Source organism: Spirosoma litoris, assembly GCF_054776755.1.
Genome location: NZ_BAAHBI010000050.1, coordinates 31,827 through 53,595, shown reverse-complemented (window position 1 = coordinate 53,595; position 21,769 = coordinate 31,827). Strand labels below are relative to the sequence as shown.

General features: G+C 45.5%; 14 protein-coding genes. 5 read left to right on the top strand and 9 right to left on the bottom strand.

Features of this window, described 5'->3' with window-relative positions; all coding sequences use genetic code 11:
* Positions 1–69 precede the first annotated feature (69 nt).
* A complete protein-coding gene (locus ACYVGR_RS27365; protein WP_460962823.1) occupies positions 70–4,038 on the top strand; it encodes a DUF3320 domain-containing protein in 3,969 nt (1,322 codons plus the stop codon).
* 644 nt (positions 4,039–4,682) lie between these two features.
* Here the strand turns inward: ACYVGR_RS27365 and ACYVGR_RS27360 are convergent.
* The 4 genes from ACYVGR_RS27360 to tpx form a co-directional block, all read right to left on the bottom strand.
* A complete protein-coding gene (locus tag ACYVGR_RS27360) occupies positions 4,683–5,999 on the bottom strand; it encodes a family 1 glycosylhydrolase (protein ID WP_460962821.1) in 1,317 nt (438 codons plus the stop codon).
* 424 nt (positions 6,000–6,423) lie between these two features.
* Positions 6,424–8,178: a tetratricopeptide repeat protein gene (locus ACYVGR_RS27355; protein WP_460962819.1), complete on the bottom strand. Its 1,755-nt coding sequence runs from the start codon at positions 8,176–8,178 to the stop codon at positions 6,424–6,426.
* A gap of 302 nt (positions 8,179–8,480) precedes the next feature.
* Positions 8,481–9,101, bottom strand: a complete 621-nt coding sequence (locus ACYVGR_RS27350) for a class I SAM-dependent methyltransferase (RefSeq protein ID WP_460962817.1) — start codon at positions 9,099–9,101, stop codon at positions 8,481–8,483.
* 331 nt (positions 9,102–9,432) lie between these two features.
* Positions 9,433–10,026 (bottom strand): thiol peroxidase, encoded by a 594-nt coding sequence (gene tpx, locus ACYVGR_RS27345; protein WP_460962815.1) that lies wholly within the window; start codon positions 10,024–10,026, stop codon positions 9,433–9,435.
* Between the two features lie 273 nt (positions 10,027–10,299).
* On the opposite strand from tpx, the gene ACYVGR_RS27340 reads away from it, so the two are divergent.
* Positions 10,300–11,529, top strand: coding sequence for a multidrug effflux MFS transporter (locus ACYVGR_RS27340; RefSeq protein ID WP_460962812.1), 1,230 nt, complete (start codon positions 10,300–10,302; stop codon positions 11,527–11,529).
* Between the two features lie 166 nt (positions 11,530–11,695).
* Here the strand turns inward: ACYVGR_RS27340 and ACYVGR_RS27335 are convergent, their stop codons facing one another.
* The 3 genes from ACYVGR_RS27335 to ACYVGR_RS27325 all read right to left on the bottom strand — a co-directional run bounded on the left by ACYVGR_RS27335 (position 11,696) and on the right by ACYVGR_RS27325 (position 14,319).
* Positions 11,696–12,616, bottom strand: coding sequence for a helix-turn-helix domain-containing protein (locus ACYVGR_RS27335; protein WP_460962810.1), 921 nt, complete (start codon positions 12,614–12,616; stop codon positions 11,696–11,698).
* Positions 12,617–12,678: 62 nt separating this feature from the next.
* The gene (locus ACYVGR_RS27330; protein WP_460962808.1) at positions 12,679–13,401 is read right to left on the bottom strand and encodes an SDR family oxidoreductase; all 723 of its coding nucleotides are present in this window, start codon (positions 13,399–13,401) and stop codon (positions 12,679–12,681) included.
* Positions 13,402–13,413: 12 nt separating this feature from the next.
* Positions 13,414–14,319 carry an NmrA family NAD(P)-binding protein gene (locus ACYVGR_RS27325; protein WP_460962806.1) on the bottom strand — a complete coding sequence of 302 codons (906 nt, stop codon included), beginning with the start codon at positions 14,317–14,319 and terminating at the stop codon, positions 13,414–13,416.
* Positions 14,320–14,726: 407 nt separating this feature from the next.
* On the opposite strand from ACYVGR_RS27325, the gene ACYVGR_RS27320 reads away from it, so the two are divergent.
* The 3 genes from ACYVGR_RS27320 (at position 14,727) to ACYVGR_RS27310 (ending at position 18,353) form a co-directional block, all read left to right on the top strand.
* Positions 14,727–16,439 carry a PQQ-dependent sugar dehydrogenase gene (locus ACYVGR_RS27320; RefSeq protein ID WP_460962804.1) on the top strand — a complete coding sequence of 571 codons (1,713 nt, stop codon included), beginning with the start codon at positions 14,727–14,729 and terminating at the stop codon, positions 16,437–16,439.
* Between the two features lie 154 nt (positions 16,440–16,593).
* Entirely contained in the window at positions 16,594–17,229 is a 636-nt protein-coding gene (locus ACYVGR_RS27315; RefSeq protein WP_460962802.1) for an ABC transporter ATP-binding protein, read from the top strand.
* On the top strand, positions 17,226–18,353 hold the full coding sequence (locus ACYVGR_RS27310; protein WP_460962800.1) for a hypothetical protein: 1,128 nt from the start codon (positions 17,226–17,228) through the stop codon (positions 18,351–18,353). Before ACYVGR_RS27315 ends, ACYVGR_RS27310 begins: the two co-directional genes overlap by 4 nt.
* A 102-nt stretch (positions 18,354–18,455) precedes the next feature.
* Here the strand turns inward: ACYVGR_RS27310 and ACYVGR_RS27305 are convergent, their stop codons facing one another.
* Complete coding sequence (locus ACYVGR_RS27305) at positions 18,456–19,541, bottom strand: glycoside hydrolase family 43 protein (RefSeq protein ID WP_460962798.1); 1,086 nt, start codon at positions 19,539–19,541, stop codon at positions 18,456–18,458.
* Positions 19,542–19,742: 201 nt separating this feature from the next.
* Positions 19,743–21,323: a Na+/H+ antiporter gene (locus ACYVGR_RS27300; RefSeq protein WP_460962796.1), complete on the bottom strand. Its 1,581-nt coding sequence runs from the start codon at positions 21,321–21,323 to the stop codon at positions 19,743–19,745.
* Positions 21,324–21,769 lie beyond the last annotated feature (446 nt).

The window sequence follows — 21,769 nt, the reverse complement described above, 5'->3', positions numbered from 1 at the left end:
TGGCTGCATGTTCTTGCAAGTTAAGCAAGTTCACTGTGCCGATTTATTAGACCATCTCAGTATAAAGATTTGGACGCAACGTCTTGGCCTGACGAAAACTCACCACTTAAGCAAGATCTGATTCGCAGGTTGCTAGCACCTAATGTCGATACTTATTCTTCTGAACAGATACATAGCTGGACTGACCAGAAGCGATTAGATGATCGGATTCCTGCCAACAGACTTGATCATGTTGTAGATGCTGATAGCTCTCAGACTATTGCCATTGAGTTAGTTCGCGAAGGTCATAACTTAGTTATTCAGGGTCCTCCAGGTACTGGTAAAAGCCAGACAATTACCAATATAATTGCTACTTCGGTATTAGACGGCAAAAAGGTATTGTTTTTAGCTGAAAAATTAGCTGCTTTAGAAGTAGTTAAGCAAAGGTTAGAGCGTGAAGGCTTGGGTGTACTTTGTTTAGAATTACACTCTAATAAGGCTCGTAAGAGTACTGTAGCAAATGAATTGAAAGCAACTTGGGAGTTAGGTAATCCATCAGCACAAGGATTGGAAGAGCTAAATGAAATACTAACAAGCCAACGCTTGCATCTTAATCAACACCCAGATCGATTACACAATACTATATCGTCTAATCATCAATCTGCATTCGATCATATCAGTGTACTAACTCGTTACGGCTTACCCCAAGGCGAAGAGACTATAATCTCTTTCCCAGATGCAGAGCATTGGACTCGCCAGAATATTAGGGCTCAAGAGGCTTTCTTGAATGAATTAACGACGCGTCTAGAAGTCGTTGGTAATTTATCGACGCATCCATGGAGGGGTGTTTCCCTTACACAATATACTGGCTTGGAAAGACAAAGTATAAAAGAAACTATCAGCCAGCTCATTTATAATATTGATACTCAAATCCAGATTATAATTCGATTAGCCAACGCCCTAAAAGTAAACATTACTAATTTAACACCAAATAATATTATATGGCTACAAGCACTGGCTGAAATCGCTGGTAAAAGGCCAATAGATAAATTTGAGTCGATCAATCAACCTATCTGGGACCAAGCTCCTAAGGCAGTTTTATCAATTGTAAAGACGAGACAAACATTCGATCAAATTGCAGTTCAGCTACAAAACCAAGTCCAGCCAAAGTGTTGGCAGCACGATTGGAGCATGGTTTATCAGCAGCTTGAATTACATGGAAAGAAATGGTATAAAATTCTATTTAGTAGCTATCGACAAGCTATAAAAGAGGTTACTACTGCTCTAAAAACTGCATTCCCCTCGGATATTAATGAACAGTTATTACTCGTTAATCGAGTAATTGAAGGGCAGCAAGCGTATCAAAAACTTCAGTCTAAACAAACTCTAGGCCAACAGGCATTTGGGGGCCTTTGGGAAGAAGAAGGCATAGGTCAACAATTGGTGTCAATTGCTGAATGGATTGAGCTATTAAGTGCAAATGGTTATGATGCTACTGAGCGCACGGCTGCATTAACTGTTGATATTAGCCAAACAGCTAATGATACTATAAGTCTTAAGTCCCTATTAACTGACTATCAAAAACGTTGGCAAGAACTTCAGACAACGTTATCCATTTCCATGACACCCTATTTAAATGGGATGGAAGTAATGAATGCCCCTCTTGATGCGTGTCGGTCGATTTTGGCTATTTGGGGAGACAATTTAGATCATTTACCTGACTGGGTATCTTATCAGTGTGAACTAGCAAAGGGTAAAGCTAGTCCAATCTCTCCTTTGGTCGTACTTATGGATCAGGGTAAAATCCCTGTATCACAGGTACTATATTCATTTCGGCGCATTATTGCTCAGCAGCAATTAGGCAAGATTTTTCAGTTAGATTCGGAATTAGCTAATTTTAATGGCAACCTTCATAATTTAAAGATAAAGCACTTTAAAACTACTGACCTTCAGAGACTTGACCTTGCCAAAGTCAACGTCCTAACTAAACACTATCAACATATACCTCCTAAACGGCCTATTGGTGCTATAGGAACAGTATTAGGGGAAGTAAATCGACAACGTTCACATAGACCAATTCGCCAGTTATTGAGCCAAGCGGGCTCAGTAGTTCAGGATCTTAAACCGGTTTTTATGATGAGCCCGTTATCTGTAGCTCAATTCCTCGAACCTGGTAAGATTGAATTTGATCTGTTAGTGATCGACGAAGCAAGTCAAGTAAAGCCGGTGGATGCACTTGGGGCTATTGCTCGTTGTCGCCAGATTGTCGTTGTTGGAGACGATAAACAGCTTCCACCCAGTAATTTCTTTTCTAAGCTAACATCTAATGATGGAAATCAAGATACAGATGAGGAAGATATAGATGCTGGATTGGTGAAGGCGAAAGAAATGGAAAGCATTCTTTCGCTCGGTAAGGCACGAGGATTAACAGATACACTGCTTCGATGGCACTATCGAAGTAAGCACCATTCGCTAATTGCTGTCTCGAACAAGCGTTATTACGAAAATAAACTTTATGTAGTCCCCAGTCCTTGGAAACAGAATGCCGGTCTAGGACTGGTTTGGCACCCTGTTGCAGGAGTCTATGATCGATCAAATACACGATCCAACCAAATTGAAGCAAAGGAAGTAGCAAAAGCAGTTATTGACCATGCTCTAAATCACGCTGATCAAACCCTAGGTGTGGCTGCTTTCTCTATGGCTCAACAGCGAGCCATTCAGGATGAGGTAGAATATCTACGCCGTCAAACTCCTCAATGTGAAGAATTCTTCAGCTTATATCCTCATGAACCCTTCTTCATTAAAAATCTGGAAAACGTTCAAGGTGACGAGCGAGATGTAATATTTCTATCTGTTGGATATGGTCATGATGCAAATGGGAAACTAGGTATGAATTTTGGGCCTCTTAATCGGCAAGGAGGAGAACGGCGACTAAATGTTCTTATTTCTCGTGCGCGAAAACGGTGCGAAGTCTTTGCCTCTATTACAGATCAAGACATTGAACTTAGTCCTACAACTGGTGAAGGGATAGCAGGCCTAAAGCAGTTTCTACACTATACACGTACAGGTCAGTTGGATATTGCCCAACAGAGCGATCGCCCAACTGGAAGTCCATTTGAAGACGCAGTCAAAGAAGCCCTCGAATCAAGTTTCGGCTGGGAAGTGCATACGCAGGTCGGCATAGCAGGCTTCTTTATTGATCTGGCTATTGTAGATCCCGAACGTAAAGGGCGTTATGTTATAGGCATTGAGTGTGACGGTGTTGCTTATCATTCATCTCCTTCAGCTAGAGAACGAGACCGGCTCCGCCAATCTATTCTTGAATCGCAGGGCTGGATAATACATCGTTTGTGGGGAATTGATTTTTTTCGAAAAAAAGAGCAGGAAATAGCTAAAATTAAGGCCGCCTATGATGAAGCATTAGCTTTCCTTACCAACGCAGACCAAATTGACATCATTAAACCAGAAGAAGAACTCAATATTTTTCATCTGACCCGTAAACAGGAAGAAAGTCAGTCTTTTACAATTCCTTATCTTGAGGCCCCTAAGATGTGGATTCCAAATCAGGATCCATATGCACTTAACCCTGGGCAAATAAGTACGTTAGCACAAAAAATATTAACTGTTGAATCCCCCATGCATGTTGATGAATTAATCACTCGAATGCGTGAGCAATGGGGTTGGGCTAAAGCTGGAGATAAATTTCGTTCATTGGTATTGAAGGGTGTAGAAGTACTCTACAGAGAGCGTTTAATTAAGCAGGAAGGTCTATTCATATCAATGATTGATGTACCAGTTAAAGTTCGAGTACGAGATGAAAATGCTCCAGTTGGTACACGAAAGGTGGCTAATATTCCGCCTGCCGAGATTGATTTAGCTCTTGAATACACAACACGGCTAGCTCGGTTGCTTACCCGTGAAGAAGCCGCGAAAGAAGTTAGTGTTTTACTCGGTTTCAAAGCCTTAAGTGCTGAATTCCGCGCTATCATTAGTGACAGAATTGATCAGCTTATCAAGCATAAAATCTTCCAAGAGGATAGTGGTAAACTATTTTTATAACCTTTTGTGATGTATAGTGAACTAATGATGTCCTACGTAGTAAAAAGAAGAAGAGCTCTGTAAACCTAATTAGTTATGCCCAATTCAACTAAAACTACTTTATATTCCCAAAAGGCTGAACCAAGCTCCTCTAAATTCAATCGAAAACCATCACACTCTATTATATAAGCGCATTTAGGTGAAATGTAAAACCTCATCTGCCCACTTTTGGTGTATAGAGCTAAGTAAAAGTAGAAAAATGATGGAAGACTATTGTGGCTGCTTTACTCGAATCTCCTGAAGTAACCCTTTTTTGTAATTAGGGGCTAAATTCAAAGTCTGCTACCGACCTAAGTTCATATATTCTGTGCAAACCTTCTACTAACTTGTTCGAGTTTTCAACTGTTAGGGGTTATTCGTTTTTAGTGGTATACGGTTTGGTGTATGGAATCGTTCAAACAAGCCTATTGCAGACAAAGGGCAAGTAACATAATGAATAGTTATACTATAGGCGTTTCATCGAATTTGTGCTTGCCTCCTGTTAATTCTTACTTTAGTGCAATGTAAGCCGCCAACTGTCCCTATCCGGGCCAATACAAGCACGCTCCCCGTCCACTACCACTCCCCGTCACGATGGCTACTTTTTCCTGAAATCGTATGAGGTTCTATTCAATTGTTTGATTGTCTTTAGAAACGGCATCAGCTACACGCTGACGAGCCTGCTTTGCCTCGGTTTGCTTCTGGTAGGCCCACGGCTGATTGCTTTCACTGGGCATCACAATAGGTACCTCAAGACAAACACTTTGGGCTGGCAGCACTTGCTTCCAGTCACTGATAAGTTGCTTGTAGGCCTGACCGACCGGGCGAATCTGACGATTAAGATCACATAGGCCAAGCGGATTAACGTTGCCATTATTTTCCCGTAGCGCCGAATCCCAGTCGACCTGATCCGTCAGGGAATACCAGGTAAAACCAATCATGGGTACGCCATCATTCCGTACCCGCAGGACGTTGGCCCACTCTTTCCAAAGCCAGTTCACAGCTTCGTCGCCGTTGGGGCCCTGCCAAAGATTCGTCTCGGTATGCATGACTGGTAGACGATACCGGTCATGATACTGGCGCGTGATGACATGATAGCCAAATACTTCACCCGATGCACGCGTGCTACCATCGGCAGCTACCCGGTGTTCATTGGTCTGGTAATAATCATTACCCATAATGCAATACTGCTTCAGACTATTACCCAGAAAGAAATGATACTCTTCACGAGTCATGCCATTGTCCATCAAATATTCGTACATCTCCGAGTCGACCCGACGCCCATAATTAAGATCAAGAGATAAGAAGCGTTTGGCATTCAATATCTCAGCAGGTTTGATAGCCGCCGGATTTTCGGCATGGAAATACTCCGACGACTCGCTCTGAATAAACAAGGCATCAGGTCTTACTTCCAGAATAGCACTCATGGCTAGTACGTTCGCTTTGACAATATTCTTCAAGGCCGTCACAAAAGCAGTATCGGTACTGAGTTGCTCGTTCCACCAGCCATATAGAGCCGAAAATTCAGCACAGATATACATCTCGTTGACGGGTGTGTAAAGTTGAACCCAGGGAAAGCGTTGGGCAAACGCGCGAGCATAGCCCGCAAAAAGAGCGGGAAAATCGGGATTCTGGAAATTGCCAATCCAATCAGGTACCCCAAAATGACACAGATCCACAATGGGTACGATATCACGCTTACGCAACTCACCAAAGGTTAGGTCTGCAAAAGCCCAGTCGTATTTTCCTTGGCCCAGAAAGGTGGTATGAATGGGCGGTCCGTAGCGCAGGAAGCGAATACCCAATTCCTCGACCAGGTCGAAATCGGTTTGCCAGTGCTGGTAGTGTCCGCATTTGGCTAATTCATCCTGGCGATAGGTGCCGCCCTGAATGGTTGGATTGCTATTTTCGATGCCAGTGGCAAACAGAAATTGAGTAACCATATATGGGTAATAGGAGCGCAACCAATGTGCCTGATTGCCTAGTCCCCTAACCGATTCTCATACGGAGTGTTTACAAAATAGGCCTAAGAGGAGATTAAGTGTGGTTCTCTGATTTTTTGTTTCGTTACTACAATATCAGTTTGGCATTGCCTTGACTGGGGCCTTTAGATCTGATTCAACTTGGAGAAGATTCATGCCAGAAAAATTTCTCAAAGCCCGACAAGCGCTTGAAGCTAAAAGCCTGCTAATCCCTTGACGTAATCGTCCTGTTCGAACCAGATGGAGCAAAAAACAGATTAGAATGGGGGTAATGCGTTCGAGGAAAGCCTATCCCGCCTTTAGCGGAGGGGTGCTATAAATGGGAGGAGCAGCCATTCTAACAACAGGTCTAGCGAAGGCCAATAAAGTCATTACCGCTACTTTATCAAGATTGCGTTGTGGACTCGTCTTCGAACAGGTTGTTTAGGTTTATTTTGCCGCTGATTCCTAGTTTCTTTCGCAACCGATACGTTGTTTTATGAATTGATTCGGGTGAAATGCCTAAAATTCGGCTCATTTGAGTGGTGTCGATCTGGAGTTTGGAGAGGGCAAGCAGGCGGATTTCAGCTTTGGTTAGGTCAGGATAGCGACTTAGAATAACAGGGAAAAAATTAGGATAAACATTTTCAAACAGTTCCTTGAACTGCTGCCAGTCTTCCTCGGTCAAAATAACCCGATTCTGTAAACTTTTAATGGATGGTCGTGTTGGATGGGTTAGCTCATCGGGGGCGAGTTGGGCTGAAATGGTGTCTATAAGGTGGTTCTTCTCCTGAATGTTAACCATATATTGAGCTAGCAATTGTTCCGCACGTTGCTGTTGGGCCAGTAGCACCTGCTTTTCCTGCCAGCGTTTCTGCTGATTTTGCCGAAAGGCATAGATTCCAACCAGCATCAGTAGCATCGCAGCAAGGAGGATCATATTGCGTACCAACACCGCCTTGCTCTGACTAGCTTCCAGCCTACGCAGATCGTTCAGGTACCGCTCGGCGTTAACCTGACTTTGACTAGCTGCCAGCAGGCGGGTATTGAACAGGGTCCGCTGAGAATTTTCTATTCCCCGGAGTGAATCCAGATAGATGGTCGCCAGCCAGAAGTTGCCCATTTTTTTGTAATACTGAGTCTGGACCTGATAATACTGCAGATCATAGTCCGACCAGGGGCGGTTAGTAAACAATCGGGTCGAGTGGATAAGGTAGGTCCTGGCTTTCTGGGTACTATCCAGATTCAGTAAGGCCTGAGCCACATATAAGGCTGTCAGGGCTGCATTCTCAGGTACCTGGTACTCAGGTCTGCGTTGAAAGCTAAATTGGTAGCCCTTATACAGATAGGGCAGGGCCAGCCTGGACTTGTTCTGTAGCAGCAGTAAATGGCCTAGATTCGAATTGGCAATGGCCACATAGGCCGAGTCTCCGTGCTTACCAGCCAGCCTCAGGGTTTGGGAGAAGTACGCCTGTGCTTTACCATATTGATGGAGGTGCTGGTAGCAAAGACCAACCGTATTGTGAGCGGCAATCCCGATTCGTTCGACTAGGGGTGGGTAGTAGAAAGAGCTCAGTAGATAATGAAGGCAGGTCTTGTACTCACCAAAGAAATAATATTCTGCCCCCAAGTTATAGAGGTAGTCGTTAATTTCGGGAATGTGCTCGTAACCAATCTGCTCAAAAGTCTGCTGAGCCCGTAGCAGCCACCGAAATCCTTCGTCGAATTGTTGGGTTTCATAGGCATACCGACCCCGATGGTGCCAATAGGCGGCCTGAACGACGGGAACCGGGCACTGGTCCATATAGGGCTGAGCGGCTAGTAAAACCGAAGAGAGTTTGCCCATTGCTTTAACCAGTTCATGCCGGCACAGGATTTTATGAAGTTGTACGGTCCAGAACAGACGGTCGTCATCCTGATTTTGGGCAAAGGTGGCCAGCCGATCGAGTTGGGCGAATACGCGGGCTGAATCCTGCGCGTTCTTCAGATAGGGCGTATGCCCAATGGAGTAATAAGGCGCCTGCTGCTGAAACAGACGAAAAATCCGCAGATCGGGACTAAGCCGAAATAAGGTATCGATCTGGGCTTTGGCGGGCTGAAAAAATAATGGCCTGGTAATTAGTAGTAGTAAGATCAGTCTGGACAGGCTAGGAAAAATCATCTTCTGGGCAGCGTTGAGGAGTGACGAAGCGACACTGGCATAAGAAAGACGTTCTTAAGCAGAAGATTGTTATATAATTGACCATCCTAACGGCGTCAGCTATGAAATAGCTTGACAAATCTGGGCTTAACTAGATCAGTCTATTTTTAATCAAGCGGGGGTGATTGGCCGTTTTAGCAACAGCTAATTTTTCGATCGGGCCGTGGTGATTGCTTTCAGGGATAAGCAATTCGGTTTAGTCAAGGAGTGGCTTTACACCTTAATTTTGTCCAAACTAATTTAGCTGCATAAGGAGGCTGCCTTCATTCTTTGTATAGGAAAACGGTGAAATCATCTTGCCAATAGCCAACCTGGAGTTGCACCGTTTTTGATAGGGTCTGACAAAATTGAAGTATCTCATCGGGAGTGTAAGCCCTCAGCAGCGTGTTCGGTTCCACACCTCCACTCAATAAGTTAAATCCTAAGGCGATACGACATTTGGCAAACAGGGCTTCAATAGCCTTGTAAACAAACTCGTCATCACTATGCCGATAAGTAAGTGATCCACTAGCCAACACAAAATCGGTCATGGGCATCGTTGTATCGAGAAAGTTCCCCTGTAATAGGACTACATTATTCTCATGTTGGTATCGTCGGGTAGCTATCTGGAGTAATTCAGGTATTTGTTCACATCCATAGTAAGTAATTGACGAAAACCTTTTCTTTAAAAAGGGGAAAAGATCTGCGTGCCCACATCCGGCATCTAGCACAGAGTGCCCGCTTAAATCACTTATTTGGCTTAATTTTTCAAAACGCATCCACTGGCCTTCAATTTTCTGCCACCCCAATGCTCGGGTTGTACCAGCGCCATACCGTTCGATCAACGTTTTGTGAAAATGGAAAATACTAGCTGTACCAGATGAATTTAGTAGCTCTTTCTTCATATTGAACTAGTGCTTGAACAAAGCTGGGAAGCCCTGATGTGCCAGGCATGGCATTCGTCGTAATCAAATCATAGCCAGAGGAGTCCCTTGAACCTTATGGTTAATAGCTTCAAACAAGCCAGAGCGGGATTTTGAGTTTCTAAGCCTGATGCAAACCGAATTCTATGTTCAGGGTAAGGATATTACCGGTTTTCAATGTGGCCGAAACGCTTGTCGGTAGGGGCGATCACCTGTGAAATTGACCCTGTTATGGTGAACCGTTGAGCCTGTTTAAACGAGATTAGTGGCCCACCATAACAGTTCCACAAAATACGGAAATTTAGTCTGGACCTTACTTGATGGCTGCAATAGCGGCAGCGTAATCAGGCTCTTGCCCTATTTCAGGTACTTGCTGTTCGTAAACGATTTTCCCTTCCGGATTAACGACGATTACCGCACGACTTAACAGGCCTTTCATGGGTCCGTCGGCAATTTGAACGCCATAAGAAGTGCCAAAATCTGTTCTGAAATCAGAAAGCATCACTACATTTTTAATGCCTTCCGCACCACAAAAAGCCTTCTGCGCAAATGGCAGATCTTTAGAAATACAGAGCACGGTGGTGTTTTTTAGGCCAGCCGCATCTTCATTAAATTTTCGTACCGATTTGGAGCAAACACCCGTATTCACACTGGGGAAAATATTCATGATCACATATTTGCCTTTATAATCGGCTAACGTGTTATCCTTAAGATCAACACCGGTCAGGGTGAAATCTTTAATAGACGTTCCTACTGCGGGTAGTTTACCAACGGTATGAATTGTTTTACCACCGAGCGTAAGGGCCGTGCCTGTCGTTTGAGCTAGCGAAATACTTGTAATGAATATGCCTGCAAGTCCCCAGAAAAAGAGTTTAAAGGCGTGTAAGGAGTTTTTAATACCAGTCATAAAATGGATTATATTGAGGGTAGTACCTCAAATGTACAAAGGAAACAGGATTTGCTAGGTTAAGCTGAGTACAAAATTAAGGATGATCTTACTGTCCAGTAATAAATAGCAAGTTCAATTCTGATTCTGAAATAATCCCCGAGCATTCCGGAAATTATTAAGCCCGAACTTGTGTATAAAGAATAGGTCTGAATTGGGTAAAATAGCCTGCTTCTTTATCTGGCCATTAGGTCAGCCAACCCATTCCGATTGCTTTCACCGCTTTTACGCTCGATGTCCAAAAAGACTTATTTCTTTCTTATCCTGATTTTGGGTAGCCTAACGGCGCTGGGACCGTTTTCTATTGATATGTACTTGCCGGGATTTCCCGCCATTGCTAAAGATCTGCATACCACGGCGGCAAAAGTTTCGCTGTCCCTGTCCGGCTTTTTCATTGGTATTTCGTTAGGGCAATTGCTGTATGGCCCATTGCTCGACCGCTTTGGCCGAAAAAAACCGTTATACATCGGCCTGATTGTATACATACTAGCCTCGGCCGGCTGTGCTTTGACGGTAAGTATTGACGGTCTGATTTTCATGCGGGTTGTGCAGGCCATAGGAAGCTGTGCGGCAGCGGTAGCCTCGGTAGCTATGGTGCGCGATTTGTTTCCGGTGAAAGACAATGCGAAGGTATTTTCTCTTCTCCTGCTTGTGGTGGGCGCTTCGCCAATGATCGCGCCAACGGTTGGGGGGTACGTTACCGCTGCGTTGGGATGGCAAGCCGTATTTGTTATTCTGATGGGGATGGGAGTCGCTATTTTGATCGCCGTTTTTTTCTGGCTGCCTGCCAAGTATAAACCCGACCCGTCGATTTCGCTGAAGCCAAAACCGATTTTACTTAATTTCTGGCAGGTCCTACGTGAACCGCAGTTTTATACCTATGCCTTCACCAGTGCCATCGCCTTTTCGGGCCTTTTTGCTTATGTTTCCGGCTCGCCAATTTTGTTTATGGAGGTGTTTCATACCGATGAAAAAGTATATGGCTGGATATTCGCCTTTCTTTCTGTCGGTTTCATCGGGTCAAGTCAGGTAAACACTCTACTACTCCGACGTTACAAGAGTGAACAGATTGTTAATGTGGCGTTGATCTGTCAGTCTATCGTTGGTTTGACATTTCTAGCCGTGGCACTAGCGGGCTGGCTGACTCTTTCGACCACCATTATTTTTCTGTTTCTATACCTTTGCTGCATCGGCTATACAAACCCAAATGCTGCGGCCTTATCGCTGGCTCCTTTTGCCAAAAACGCCGGTAGTGCCTCGGCCTTGATGGGCGCTCTACAAATGGGCATGGGCACCCTGATCTCCGTGTTCATCAGTATGTTCGAGGTACCTTCGGCTATACCTATGGTGATTGGCATGGCAGGAGCGGCTACACTGGCGTTACTGGTATTATTGGTGGGCCGCCGAACGATCCGCACACAGGTTGAGGTTCAACAGGATGCCGATGCTGCTTTGCTACACTGATTGCCTGTGATATCTATTGGGCTGATTGGGATTGTCTGCTTACTTTTAAGATGCTATCCTTTTGACTGACCCATCCGTTTGGAGGATTACAGCCTTCAACTGTTCAACCCGTTGCCGAACGATTTGCCGACCTGATCACAGAGAAACAGCTGGAACAGAGCCATAGTCAATTTTCGGTAAACGATTGCCGGAACGCCAACGGGGTAAGCTGAGTCTTTGCCTTAAATAGCTTACTGAAGGATTGCTGGTGCTCAAAGCCCAGAGCAAAGGCAATTTCGCCCACCGAAAGGTCGGTGGTGGACAAATGCTCTTTCGCCCGCTCAATGAGCTTATTATGAATGTGCTGCTGGGCGGTTTGCCCAGTCAGCACTTTTAACAAACTACTTAAATACTTGGGCGAAACATGCAGGGCATCAGCCAAATAGTGAACACTGGGTAGCCCACTTTTTAGCAACTCACCCTGGCGAAAATAATCCGTCAGCACATTTTCCAAACGCTCCAGAATCGCATGGTTACTTATTTTTCGGGTGATAAACTGACGATGATAAAAACGCTCGGCATAGCCCAGTAAGGTTTCTAATTGGGAGATAATAATTCCCTGACTGAATTTGTCCATATTGGCATGATACTCCTGCCGGATTGTTTCAATGATGGTGTTACTGATTGTCTCTTCCTTATCTGAGAGAAACAGAGCTTCTGCCACCGAATAGTCGAAATACTCATATTGTTTGATAGTCCTGGCCAGGGGCGTATTCCACAAAAAGTCCGGATGAATCAGTAGCATCCAACCCGAACGCTGACTGCTCGGGTCTGGATCGGCTTCAATACGGAATACCTGGCCAGGGGCAATGAAAAACATGACACCTTCATCAAAATCATACTCCTGCTGGCCGTATTTTAGCTTGGCAGACACGCCCCGTTTGATGGAAATCTGGTAAAAATCCAGCACCCAGCTTACCAAACTCATGTCTGGTGTACGCTGGATGGCGCTGTAATCCACCACGCTGATGAGTGGATGTTCGGGTTTGGGCAGGCCTCTGAGTCGGTGAAACTCGCTGACGGATTTGATGCGCTGAACACTTGACATGGCTACTGTAGGGTTATTGATGAGACTACGTAAGCGGGCTAACGACACCCGAAAAGATTAGCCTACCAGGGTACTTCGCCGGTGTCTTTATAAAATTTTCCGGTGTCACTTCTATCCAGTTGAGTCGCGATACGTATGATTGGTTTTGCCCCTTCTTCTACCGTTTTGAGTCCTTTATGCTGATTGAGGTCGGTAGCGGTATAGCCAGGTGTCACGCTGTTTACCCGAAATGCGGTTCCTCTCAATTCATTCGCCAGCATAATAGTAAAAGCATTCAGGGCTGTTTTGGTTGATCCATACGCACTGTATAAATTCCAGTTCGGACTTTTGCCTTCACTCGCATGCAGGGTCAACGAGCCTACTTCGCTCGATACATTAACAATCACGGGTTGAGCCGACTTGTTCAACAGCGGCAGGAATTGTTGCGTTGTTTGAACCGTGCCGAAAAAATTGGTATCAAACAGATTGCGTAAATTAGCCATGTCGCCGGTAGAAAATGACTGAGGCTGCTCACCAGAGATGCCGGCATTATTGATTAAAATATCCAGGGCATCAATCTTTGATTCCAGCTCAGCTCTGGCCTCTTTGACGGAATCCAGCTCGGCTATATCAATCTGGATAAAATCGACATTGACTAATCCCAGAACTTTCAGCTTTTCTACGGCTTCAAGGCCATTTTGTTGGTTCCGGCTCCCAATGTAAACAAAGTAGCCTAGCTCCGCCAGCTGTTTAGCTGTTTCGAAACCAATTCCTTTGTTGGCGCCTGTTATGAGTACTGTTTTCATGGAAAACTTGGTTTATTCATTGTGGTATACCAGGGCAAAATCTTTGGCAAAGTCGGCTAGTTTAACGGCTCCCAGCACTGGCTGATTCTGGTAATAGTCCTCATACAACTTGCCATTACCCTGACTGGCCTGCAGTTCGACAAAACCTTTGGCTACCTGCTCATTAAATCCGATATTCAGCCAACCGGCCAGCAGTTGTTCGTCCGAAATGACGTTCCAGCGTAGATCCGGCTTGCCAATCGCTTTCCCCAGCGCGCTGGCAATTTCATTTGGCGATACTTCATCGCTGGCCACATAGCGAACTGTACGACCATCAAACGATTTATCCATCTCTTCGCTAATCACATTGGCAATGTCTTTGGGTGACACCCACGGCTCTTTGGTGTCCCCTCCGTAGTTGGAAATAATGGCTCCTTGCCGTTTAATGGTGGATATAAACGAGAGCATATTGAGGTAAAAGCCAACGGGGCGAATGAATTTAATGGCTACCTCTGCAGGTAGCTGCCGTAAGAGCTGTTCTACGTTATAATGGAACAGAAGAATACCATTTCCCTGATCCATATCCGCGCCAATACTGCTCAGGTGTACCACCTTATTGACGCCCGAGCGCTCAATAGCCTGTTTGTAATGCTGACCAATTTGAGTGATTTGTCCAATGAAGTCGACCGACTGATCAAAGCTATCTCCGACGGCTTCCATGGTTTCCATGAGGTAAACAATATCGGCGCCAGTAAAGGTTTGGACCAGGAAATCAGTGTCCTGCATGGTCCCGATAGCGGCTTTGGCACCCATCGCTTCAATCTCTTTTTGTCGAGTAGCGTTACGGCTAATAACGGTAACGGAATGCCCTTTTTGCACCAATTGCTGAGTGAGCGGTTTGCCAATATTTCCCAGCGAGCCTGTTAATACAATATTCATGTGGTTAACTGTTTTGTCTATGCAAAAGTCCGCAGCAGGGGCAAAGCCGTTTTAGCCGAAAGGCAGAATGTTGTAGTCAAAGTACCGTTGTAAGCTGGTAGGGCCTTCGAGCCAATCACCATTCCATTGTAAATCCCTCATTAGGTTGGTTATACTAGTGCTTTGGCAAACTAGATTCTAGGGGATTCATATAGATTCTCGGGGCCGCCCGCGCGGTTGATTCTATTGTGCTGATAATCAAAGACGATAGAATCTAAAGAATCTATAGAGACTAAATTGGACGAGTACTAGTCAACCTGGATTGATTAGTTTAGTTGACAGTAATCTCCGCTGAAAACAGTGGTTGTCGATCCGCGAATGGTAGTTGCTAGTATAACTTGGCTTTTAAAGGTCTTGACTCATTATGCATGAACCATTCGCTGCGTTACCTCTACAGCATACCTTTTCTGGCTCTGGTATGGCTAAATATCGCCAATAATTTGTCGGTTTCTGTCCGAACGCAACCAACAATAACTGACTCACAAGGACAGGCGCTTTTTAAAACGCACTGTGTGTCCTGCCATGCGCTGGAACAGGATGGAATCGGGCCAAAACTTGGGGGCATTACCCGCCTGTTGTCTGAGAAAGAACTCATTGCATTCATGCAGAATCCGGTTAAAGCGATTGAGTCGGGAAATGCGCGGGCGGTGAGTCTTTCGAAACGCTACAAAATGATTATGCCGTCTTTCGATTTTCTGAAAGATGACGAACTGAAATCCATTGTGGCCTACATTGCCGAAGAGACCCAAAAGCACAATAGTCAACCACTGGAAGTCAAAAACGATATGGGAGGAGCGACAGCGCGATTGACAGAACCTGTAGCTAAATCAAATCTTACCATCGAGCTGGAAGATTTTGTTACCATTCCGCCCTCCAGTGATAAAATGCCCCGTACCCGGATCGCTACGATGCGCGCTCATCCTTCAGGCGATGGGTCGCAGTACGTAAGTGACCAACGCGGACTGATTTATCGTATCGTTGGCAGAGAGGTTCAGCCTTTTCTGGATGTTCGCCCCTTGATCGAAAATTTCATTAACGAGCCGGGGCTCGGCACCGGTTTAGGCAGTTTTGCATTCCACCCCGACTACCTGACCAATGGGCTTATGTATATCACCCATACCGAAGCTGCTAAGGGCAAACGCGCGGATTATGCCTACAGCGATTCGGTGGAGGTGGCTTTGCAATGGGTGGTTTCGGAGTGGAAACAGGATGATGTAACTGGCCAGGTATTCAGCGGTAAACGGCGAGAATTGCTGCGTGTAAATATGCCGTCCGCAGCACATGGTATGCAGGATATTGGGTTTAACCCAGAGGCTGTCAAAGGCAACCCTGACTATGGTAAGCTGTACATCGGTATCGGCGACGGTGGCTCAACGATCGGTAAGCATCCGGAGCTTTGCCATAAACTTACTTCCCTGCTGGGTACACTTATCCGAATCGATCCGTTGGGACGAAACAGCAAGAATGGACAGTATGGCATTCCAGCCGACAATCCTTTTGTAAAAGCCACTGATCCTGCGGTGTGTAAGGAGATTTATGCCTATGGATTCCGAAATCCGCACCGGCTGGCCTGGTATGATGGCCGTTTGTTTTCGACAGATGTAGGGGAGTCTAATTTCGAAGAAGTGAATGTGATTCAGAAAGGGGGCGATTATGGCTGGAATGTACGGGAGGGAAATTACGGGATCTCGTCGAAGGATTTGAAGAATGTGTATCCCGTACCCGACACAAAATCTAACAAATTCATTAAGCCATTTCTACAATACGACCATATCGACGGCAATGCGATCAGTGGAGGCTATGTCTATGATGGCCCAATCATAGCTTTGAAACATAAATACATTTTCGGGGATATTGCGAGGGGCCGGGTTTTCTTCGCCAATATCGATAAAAACCTGACCGACCATTCTGTACATGAACTGACTATTGTGCAGGATGGGAAAGCCACAAACCTGGCAGAACTGTCGGGTTCAAAGCGGGTCGACCTCCGCGTTAACTACAATCGGTTGACAAAGGAAATGTACATCACGACCAAAGGCGATGGTAAGATCAGGCGGATCAAAACAGCTGTAAATCATTAAGTAAAATTGATCGACTAAGGGGCAGGTTTATGTTAACGCATCTTTATTACGCGTATTTCCCGTTCGTATAATTTTGCAAAAGCCTTGAAGCTGTAGTGGTACATTTACGAATTGTAATGCGCCAATAAGCTATTCCAGACGAGCGTTCATCAATATGCTGCAAATTAACCAGTTTAGTAAATCCTATAACCGCCACGTCGTTCTTCAGGTTGATGATTTTACTATTAAACCGGGCATCTATTGGGTTCGGGGTATGAATGGGTCGGGTAAGAGTACGTTTTTGAAAGCGTTAGCTGGTATGACGCCTTTCGAGGGCGATGTACGTCTCAATAACCAATGGAGTCTTAAGAAACAGTCGGTGGTCTATCGGAGCCTGGTGAATTTTGCGGAGGCCGAACCCATATTTCCCGAATTTTTAACGGGAACCGAACTCATCCGGCTTTTTAAGGTGGCAAAAAATGCACCCAGTCATCAGGAAGATTTTTTTCTGGAAAGTATGCAGATGACAACTTACGTGGGCGACCCTATCAGCACGTATTCGAGTGGGATGCTAAAAAAGCTTTCCCTTGTTCTGGCTTTTTTAGGACAGCCCAGTTGTATCCTGTTAGACGAACCGTTGACGACTCTTGACGTTGAATCACTTCCTATCCTGTATTCCTGGATTACCAGCCAGTACCAGGCCCAGCAAACGCTCTTTTTGCTATCTTCCCATCAATCATTCGAAGGTGAGCTTTTGCCGAATGTGCAGGAAATACGAATTGAGCATAAAACGGTACAGTTTACCTTATGAAAAGGCCCCTTATCCGCGTTTTAATCAAAATCGTGGCCAACGGTTTTTATCAGACCCATACCGGCTTATTGCTATCCTTGTTCATCGTCATTTTTATCAATTTCTTTTACACCAGTGTGCTCAATCAGACGCACCTGACTCATGAACAAATTATTTTGAATGCCTTAAAACTGGTTCTTACGTCGGTTAGCGAACCACTGGGCGTAGTGTTCCTATTTGTACTCTGTTTCCTGTATCATGTAAAAAGTTGGCAATATGTAGCCGGGCGGTTGAAAGGCGTAGATGTTCAGTTTTTGTATTACAGCAGTACGGCCTTAAGTTGGTCGCGGCAGATTCAATCCTGGGCTGTCGTTCAACTGGTGATATCCCTACCGATAATCGTCTTAGGGCTATTTGCCATGGTCATCGGGCTAAACTTTGGTCACTGGGTCATTCCGTTAGTACTCCCTGTTTATCTGCTCACACTTGTTTTCTATAGTGCCTGGTACTATACGGGATTAATCAATAATAGGGTTGATGAACCGGCAAAAGTTGGCGAACTAAGCTGGCTCAGAAGCTGGCCCAAACCCCTTTTTAGCCTGTTTTTGTACGACGTGATTCAGAAGAAACGGATTGCTTATGCCATAACAAAAGCCGTGTCCCTGATTAGTATTGTGCTCATTTTTAGCCTATTCCCAGACTCCCATACGGATGCGCGATTGTTTGGAATTATAAGTATCTGTGTTGCTCTGGCACATGTTATTCTGATCTATCAGTCGAGTGAATTTGAGTTGTTTTATCTACGTTTTGCACGAAATTTTCCCTACAGCCAGTGGCAATTATACGGCCAGCAAGTCACTCTACATGGTTTACTGCTGCTCCCTGAAATCGTGTGTTTGCTGGTGCTAGGCGGGTTCGGTCTGGGCCTGATTGGCGCTTGTTTACTACTCAGCACCACGTTATTATTTCGTAGCCTTCTTTACAAACTTGGTCAACGGATGGAGACGTATTTGCGGTCGATATTCGGGCTGTTTATTCTTTTTCTGTTAATCATTCTCTTTGGATTCACCGAACTCCTGGTCGTTGGAAACGCAGTGGCTGCCTGGGGACTCCTGTATCGCTATCAGTATCAGGCAATAGGGTAGAGGCATGATAAAGGCGGCATCGTCCCCCCAACCTACTGGGTCACCCTTTGTTTGGCGCGTTGGAAATAGGGCACGTTGGTGAAGAATCGTTTGTGGGGAGACTCACTCATTAGTCGGATAAGTATCCAGTAGCGTTTGGGCTTCCGCTGCGGTTAAGAGCGAAACACAACCATGCCGGGCGTCGGGTGGGAAATTAACATTTTCTTCTACTGTCCAGTGAATCAGATCGGGTGACGAAGACACGCCAAACCGATTCGTCATGCAATAGTCATAAAACAATAGCCAGCTTTTTTTGCGAGGATCTTTGAGTACAGTTGGGCCTTCGGTAATTACCGGAACAATTTGTCCTTGATTTAAAGGCCCATCGATGAGGCTATAAGGCCCTTCCAGGTGCTTGGACGTCGCTACCCGAATCGCCCTTCTTTCGCCGGTTCTGGCACCAAACTCTTCCTCTTTATGAAAGAGATAATAAGTCCCATTCTGTTTGAGTAAAGTCCCGTCGATTACCGAATAAGGCGGATTGAAAAAAACGCTGGCTGGGGTAAATGTTTTCCAGTCACGTGTCCGGCAAGACCACAACCGACTTTCTTTCCAGCCTGCATCTTTAAATGACGAAGACCAGAATAGGACATATTCCTTGGTTTTGTCGTCGTAAAACCATTCGGGCGCCCAAATATTTCCGGCGAAGGCGCCTGATTCGTTCCGTACATCTTTCATCAAAGGCAGCGAACCTTCCACTTGCCAATGGATCAAATCCTTTGAGGTGATGTAGAGACAGCTTGGGCCTACTTTCTCCCGATCGTTTCTGTTTCCGCCCCCGGTAGATAATATGCGCCAAAGTCCATCGGGTCCTCTGCGAACGTAAGGATCACGAACGTGGTGTTCCCAGACGGGCTTATTATCATTTAAGGGTGTCCAATGGCGTCCATCGTTGGATAAGGCAATGTGCAGCTTGTTGATCAGCATAGGGTCCGGAAGGGGAACTTCAATCGTATTGCCCTTAGCGTCAATCTCGATTCGTGTCGGATAGCGTTGACGGAAGTACGTCAGCATCCAGACCGGTTTATCTTTTTCGAGCGTAAGCGGCTGATTTCCTTTTGGCTGTTCGGAGGCTGACTCTGGTTTGGATTGGGCCAAAGCCCCTCCCAATGAAATCATTAAACCAATAACTAAGGCGGTAAGCTTCATCGTTGCAAATTCTTATTGACCAGAAAAGCGCGTGGTGGCTGACTTCTCCTTAGAGCGTTCACTTAGAGCCGTGCCACGCTTAAGTATGATGCTCAATAGAACCGTGGCACGGCTCTAAGTGAAAGCCCACTTTTATGAAGAATCTCGACAAATGAAATGCGAAGCTGTTTAGAAAAGCGCTTCTTCCGGTTCTAAAATCCCTTAAATGATCTTCAGACGCTCTTCTTCCAGATCTAGCTGGTACAATTGATGACGGATGATTTCTTCATCAATCTTCGGGTCTTTGTTTAGCTCCGTGAGGTATTGCCGCTGGATCTCAAGCAATTCGACAAAGATGATTTTTGTTTTGCCGTTCATCCAGCTATCGTCTGTTGCTTTGGCCCGCTCTTCCCATTGCTTCAGGAATTTTTCCAGACCCGCATTGCCATTGGGCTCGCTTTCATATTTGTTTTTCAGAAACTGATAGACGTGTTGTTTTAAGCCCTGTTTCATTTTCTGTTTGCTCGATTCCTCCGATTCGTCGTCTATCCCTTGAAATAAACCCGACCGGGTTATGATATAGGGTAGTGTAAGTCCCTGCACCAGAAGTGTAAGCAGGATCACTACGAAGGTGATAAACAGGATCAGGTTTCTTTCTGGGAAAGGGCTGCCATTGTCTAAATTGATGGGTATGGCTAAAGCCGCTGCCAGCGAGACAACGCCACGCATGCCTGTCCAGCCCAGTAGAAGCGGCATCAGCATCCAGCCTCTTCTCGAACGACTTCGGGGAGCTACGCTTGGACGAAAGATTAAGGTGGCAATCATGGCCGCATACGAGCTGATGATTCGGGCCGCAATTAGCACCCCCGTTACCAGTACGCCATACCCAATGGCGGTGCGTAGGGGAATCCCCATTGTTTGTAGTCCTTCAACAATTTCGGGGAGTTCTAGACCGATGATCAGAAAGACAATACCATTCAAAATAAATACAAAGCTTTCCCAAACACTAAAGCTCCGGATGCGACTAGAGCTGTTTAAAAAAGACAGCCGTCGGGCCGACATAAATAAGCCGCCACTAACCACGGCCAGCACGCCCGAACAATGCAATTGCTCAGCCGCCCAATACATAAAATAGGGCTCAATGAGCGTAAACGCCATGTCGGACGAAGGGTCGGTAGGCAGTCGTTTGTGAGCCTGAACAAAGAACCAAGCCAGGAATAAACCAACACCCACTCCGCCAATTACCATCCATAAAAAGCTCGTTGCGGCCTGCTGCCAAATGAACTGACCCGTACCGACTGCTACCAGCGCAAAACGGAAAATAATCAGCGACGAAGCATCGTTGAGTAAACTTTCTCCTTCCAGTATAGCGGAAGTGGATTTCGAGATCTTGACAAACTTCGTAATGGCGCCTGTACTAACCGCATCGGGAGGTGATACAATACCGCCTAACAAGAAACCCAGCGCAATAGTAAAGCCGGGTATGAAATAATGGGTAACGATGGCGACTGAAAATGCAGTAAAAAACACGACCAGAAAGGCAAAGCTGCCAATAATACGCCACCACTTCTTCATCTCTTTGAAAGAAACAGACCAGGACGCTTCAAACAATAAGGGGGGGAGAAATATAAAGAAAATAAGATCGGGGTTGACCGTTACTCTGGGTAGCCAGGGTAAGAAACTGACCAGCAATCCGGCCACAACCAACAGAATAGGATAAGCAATTTTGAGTTTGGTTGCCAGCATCTCGAGCAGCACAATGGCGGCTATCATAGCGAGCAAAAAAGGCAAAATGGTATGCATTTAAACAAGGGTTATCGTTCTTCTTTTATTTTTCAACACCAACAGTCAACCGGATGATTCCGCACAGCAGCAGCGTTCCCTGACAGGTATCTGTTCTGATTTTCGGGGTTGATCTAGTTTACAGGATTCTTTGATTCTATTGCATAGATATCGGTGAAAAACTCAGATAGAAGCAATAGAATCTTTAGAAACGCACCCCACGCATCCTCGGTCTGTGTCCTCACAGGCTGTCTGTGTCTTCACCTAGAGTATATATATACATCTCTGATATAGTCGAATCAGCCCGGTAAGGGCGTCCTGTCAATAGATATTGTCGCTTAGTACAAACCTGAAGCGCCGTAGGTGCGCCCTAATTAGGTCCATATAGGGCGCACCTACGGCGCTTCAGGTTATGTTCAATCCTGTGTTTTCTATTAACAGGCCACTCCTAACGGAGTTTCAAACAT

Excerpts from the sequence above, each read along its gene's own strand:
- ACYVGR_RS27300 (WP_460962796.1), bottom strand. The coding sequence starts at position 21,323 with ATGCATACCATTTTGCCTTTTTTGCTCGCTATGATAGCCGCCATTGTG.
- ACYVGR_RS27335 (WP_460962810.1), bottom strand. The coding sequence starts at position 12,616 with ATGTCAAGTGTTCAGCGCATCAAATCCGTCAGCGAGTTTCACCGACTC.
- ACYVGR_RS27350 (WP_460962817.1), bottom strand. The coding sequence starts at position 9,101 with ATGAAGAAAGAGCTACTAAATTCATCTGGTACAGCTAGTATTTTCCAT.
- ACYVGR_RS27355 (WP_460962819.1), bottom strand. The coding sequence starts at position 8,178 with ATGATTTTTCCTAGCCTGTCCAGACTGATCTTACTACTACTAATTACC.
- ACYVGR_RS27310 (WP_460962800.1), top strand. The coding sequence starts at position 17,226 with ATGAAAAGGCCCCTTATCCGCGTTTTAATCAAAATCGTGGCCAACGGT.
- ACYVGR_RS27330 (WP_460962808.1), bottom strand. The coding sequence starts at position 13,401 with ATGAAAACAGTACTCATAACAGGCGCCAACAAAGGAATTGGTTTCGAA.
- ACYVGR_RS27320 (WP_460962804.1), top strand. The coding sequence starts at position 14,727 with ATGAACCATTCGCTGCGTTACCTCTACAGCATACCTTTTCTGGCTCTG.
- ACYVGR_RS27360 (WP_460962821.1), bottom strand. The coding sequence starts at position 5,999 with ATGGTTACTCAATTTCTGTTTGCCACTGGCATCGAAAATAGCAATCCA.
- ACYVGR_RS27325 (WP_460962806.1), bottom strand. The coding sequence starts at position 14,319 with ATGAATATTGTATTAACAGGCTCGCTGGGAAATATTGGCAAACCGCTC.
- ACYVGR_RS27340 (WP_460962812.1), top strand. The coding sequence starts at position 10,300 with ATGTCCAAAAAGACTTATTTCTTTCTTATCCTGATTTTGGGTAGCCTA.
- ACYVGR_RS27305 (WP_460962798.1), bottom strand. The coding sequence starts at position 19,541 with ATGAAGCTTACCGCCTTAGTTATTGGTTTAATGATTTCATTGGGAGGG.
- tpx (WP_460962815.1), bottom strand. The coding sequence starts at position 10,026 with ATGACTGGTATTAAAAACTCCTTACACGCCTTTAAACTCTTTTTCTGG.
- ACYVGR_RS27315 (WP_460962802.1), top strand. The coding sequence starts at position 16,594 with ATGCTGCAAATTAACCAGTTTAGTAAATCCTATAACCGCCACGTCGTT.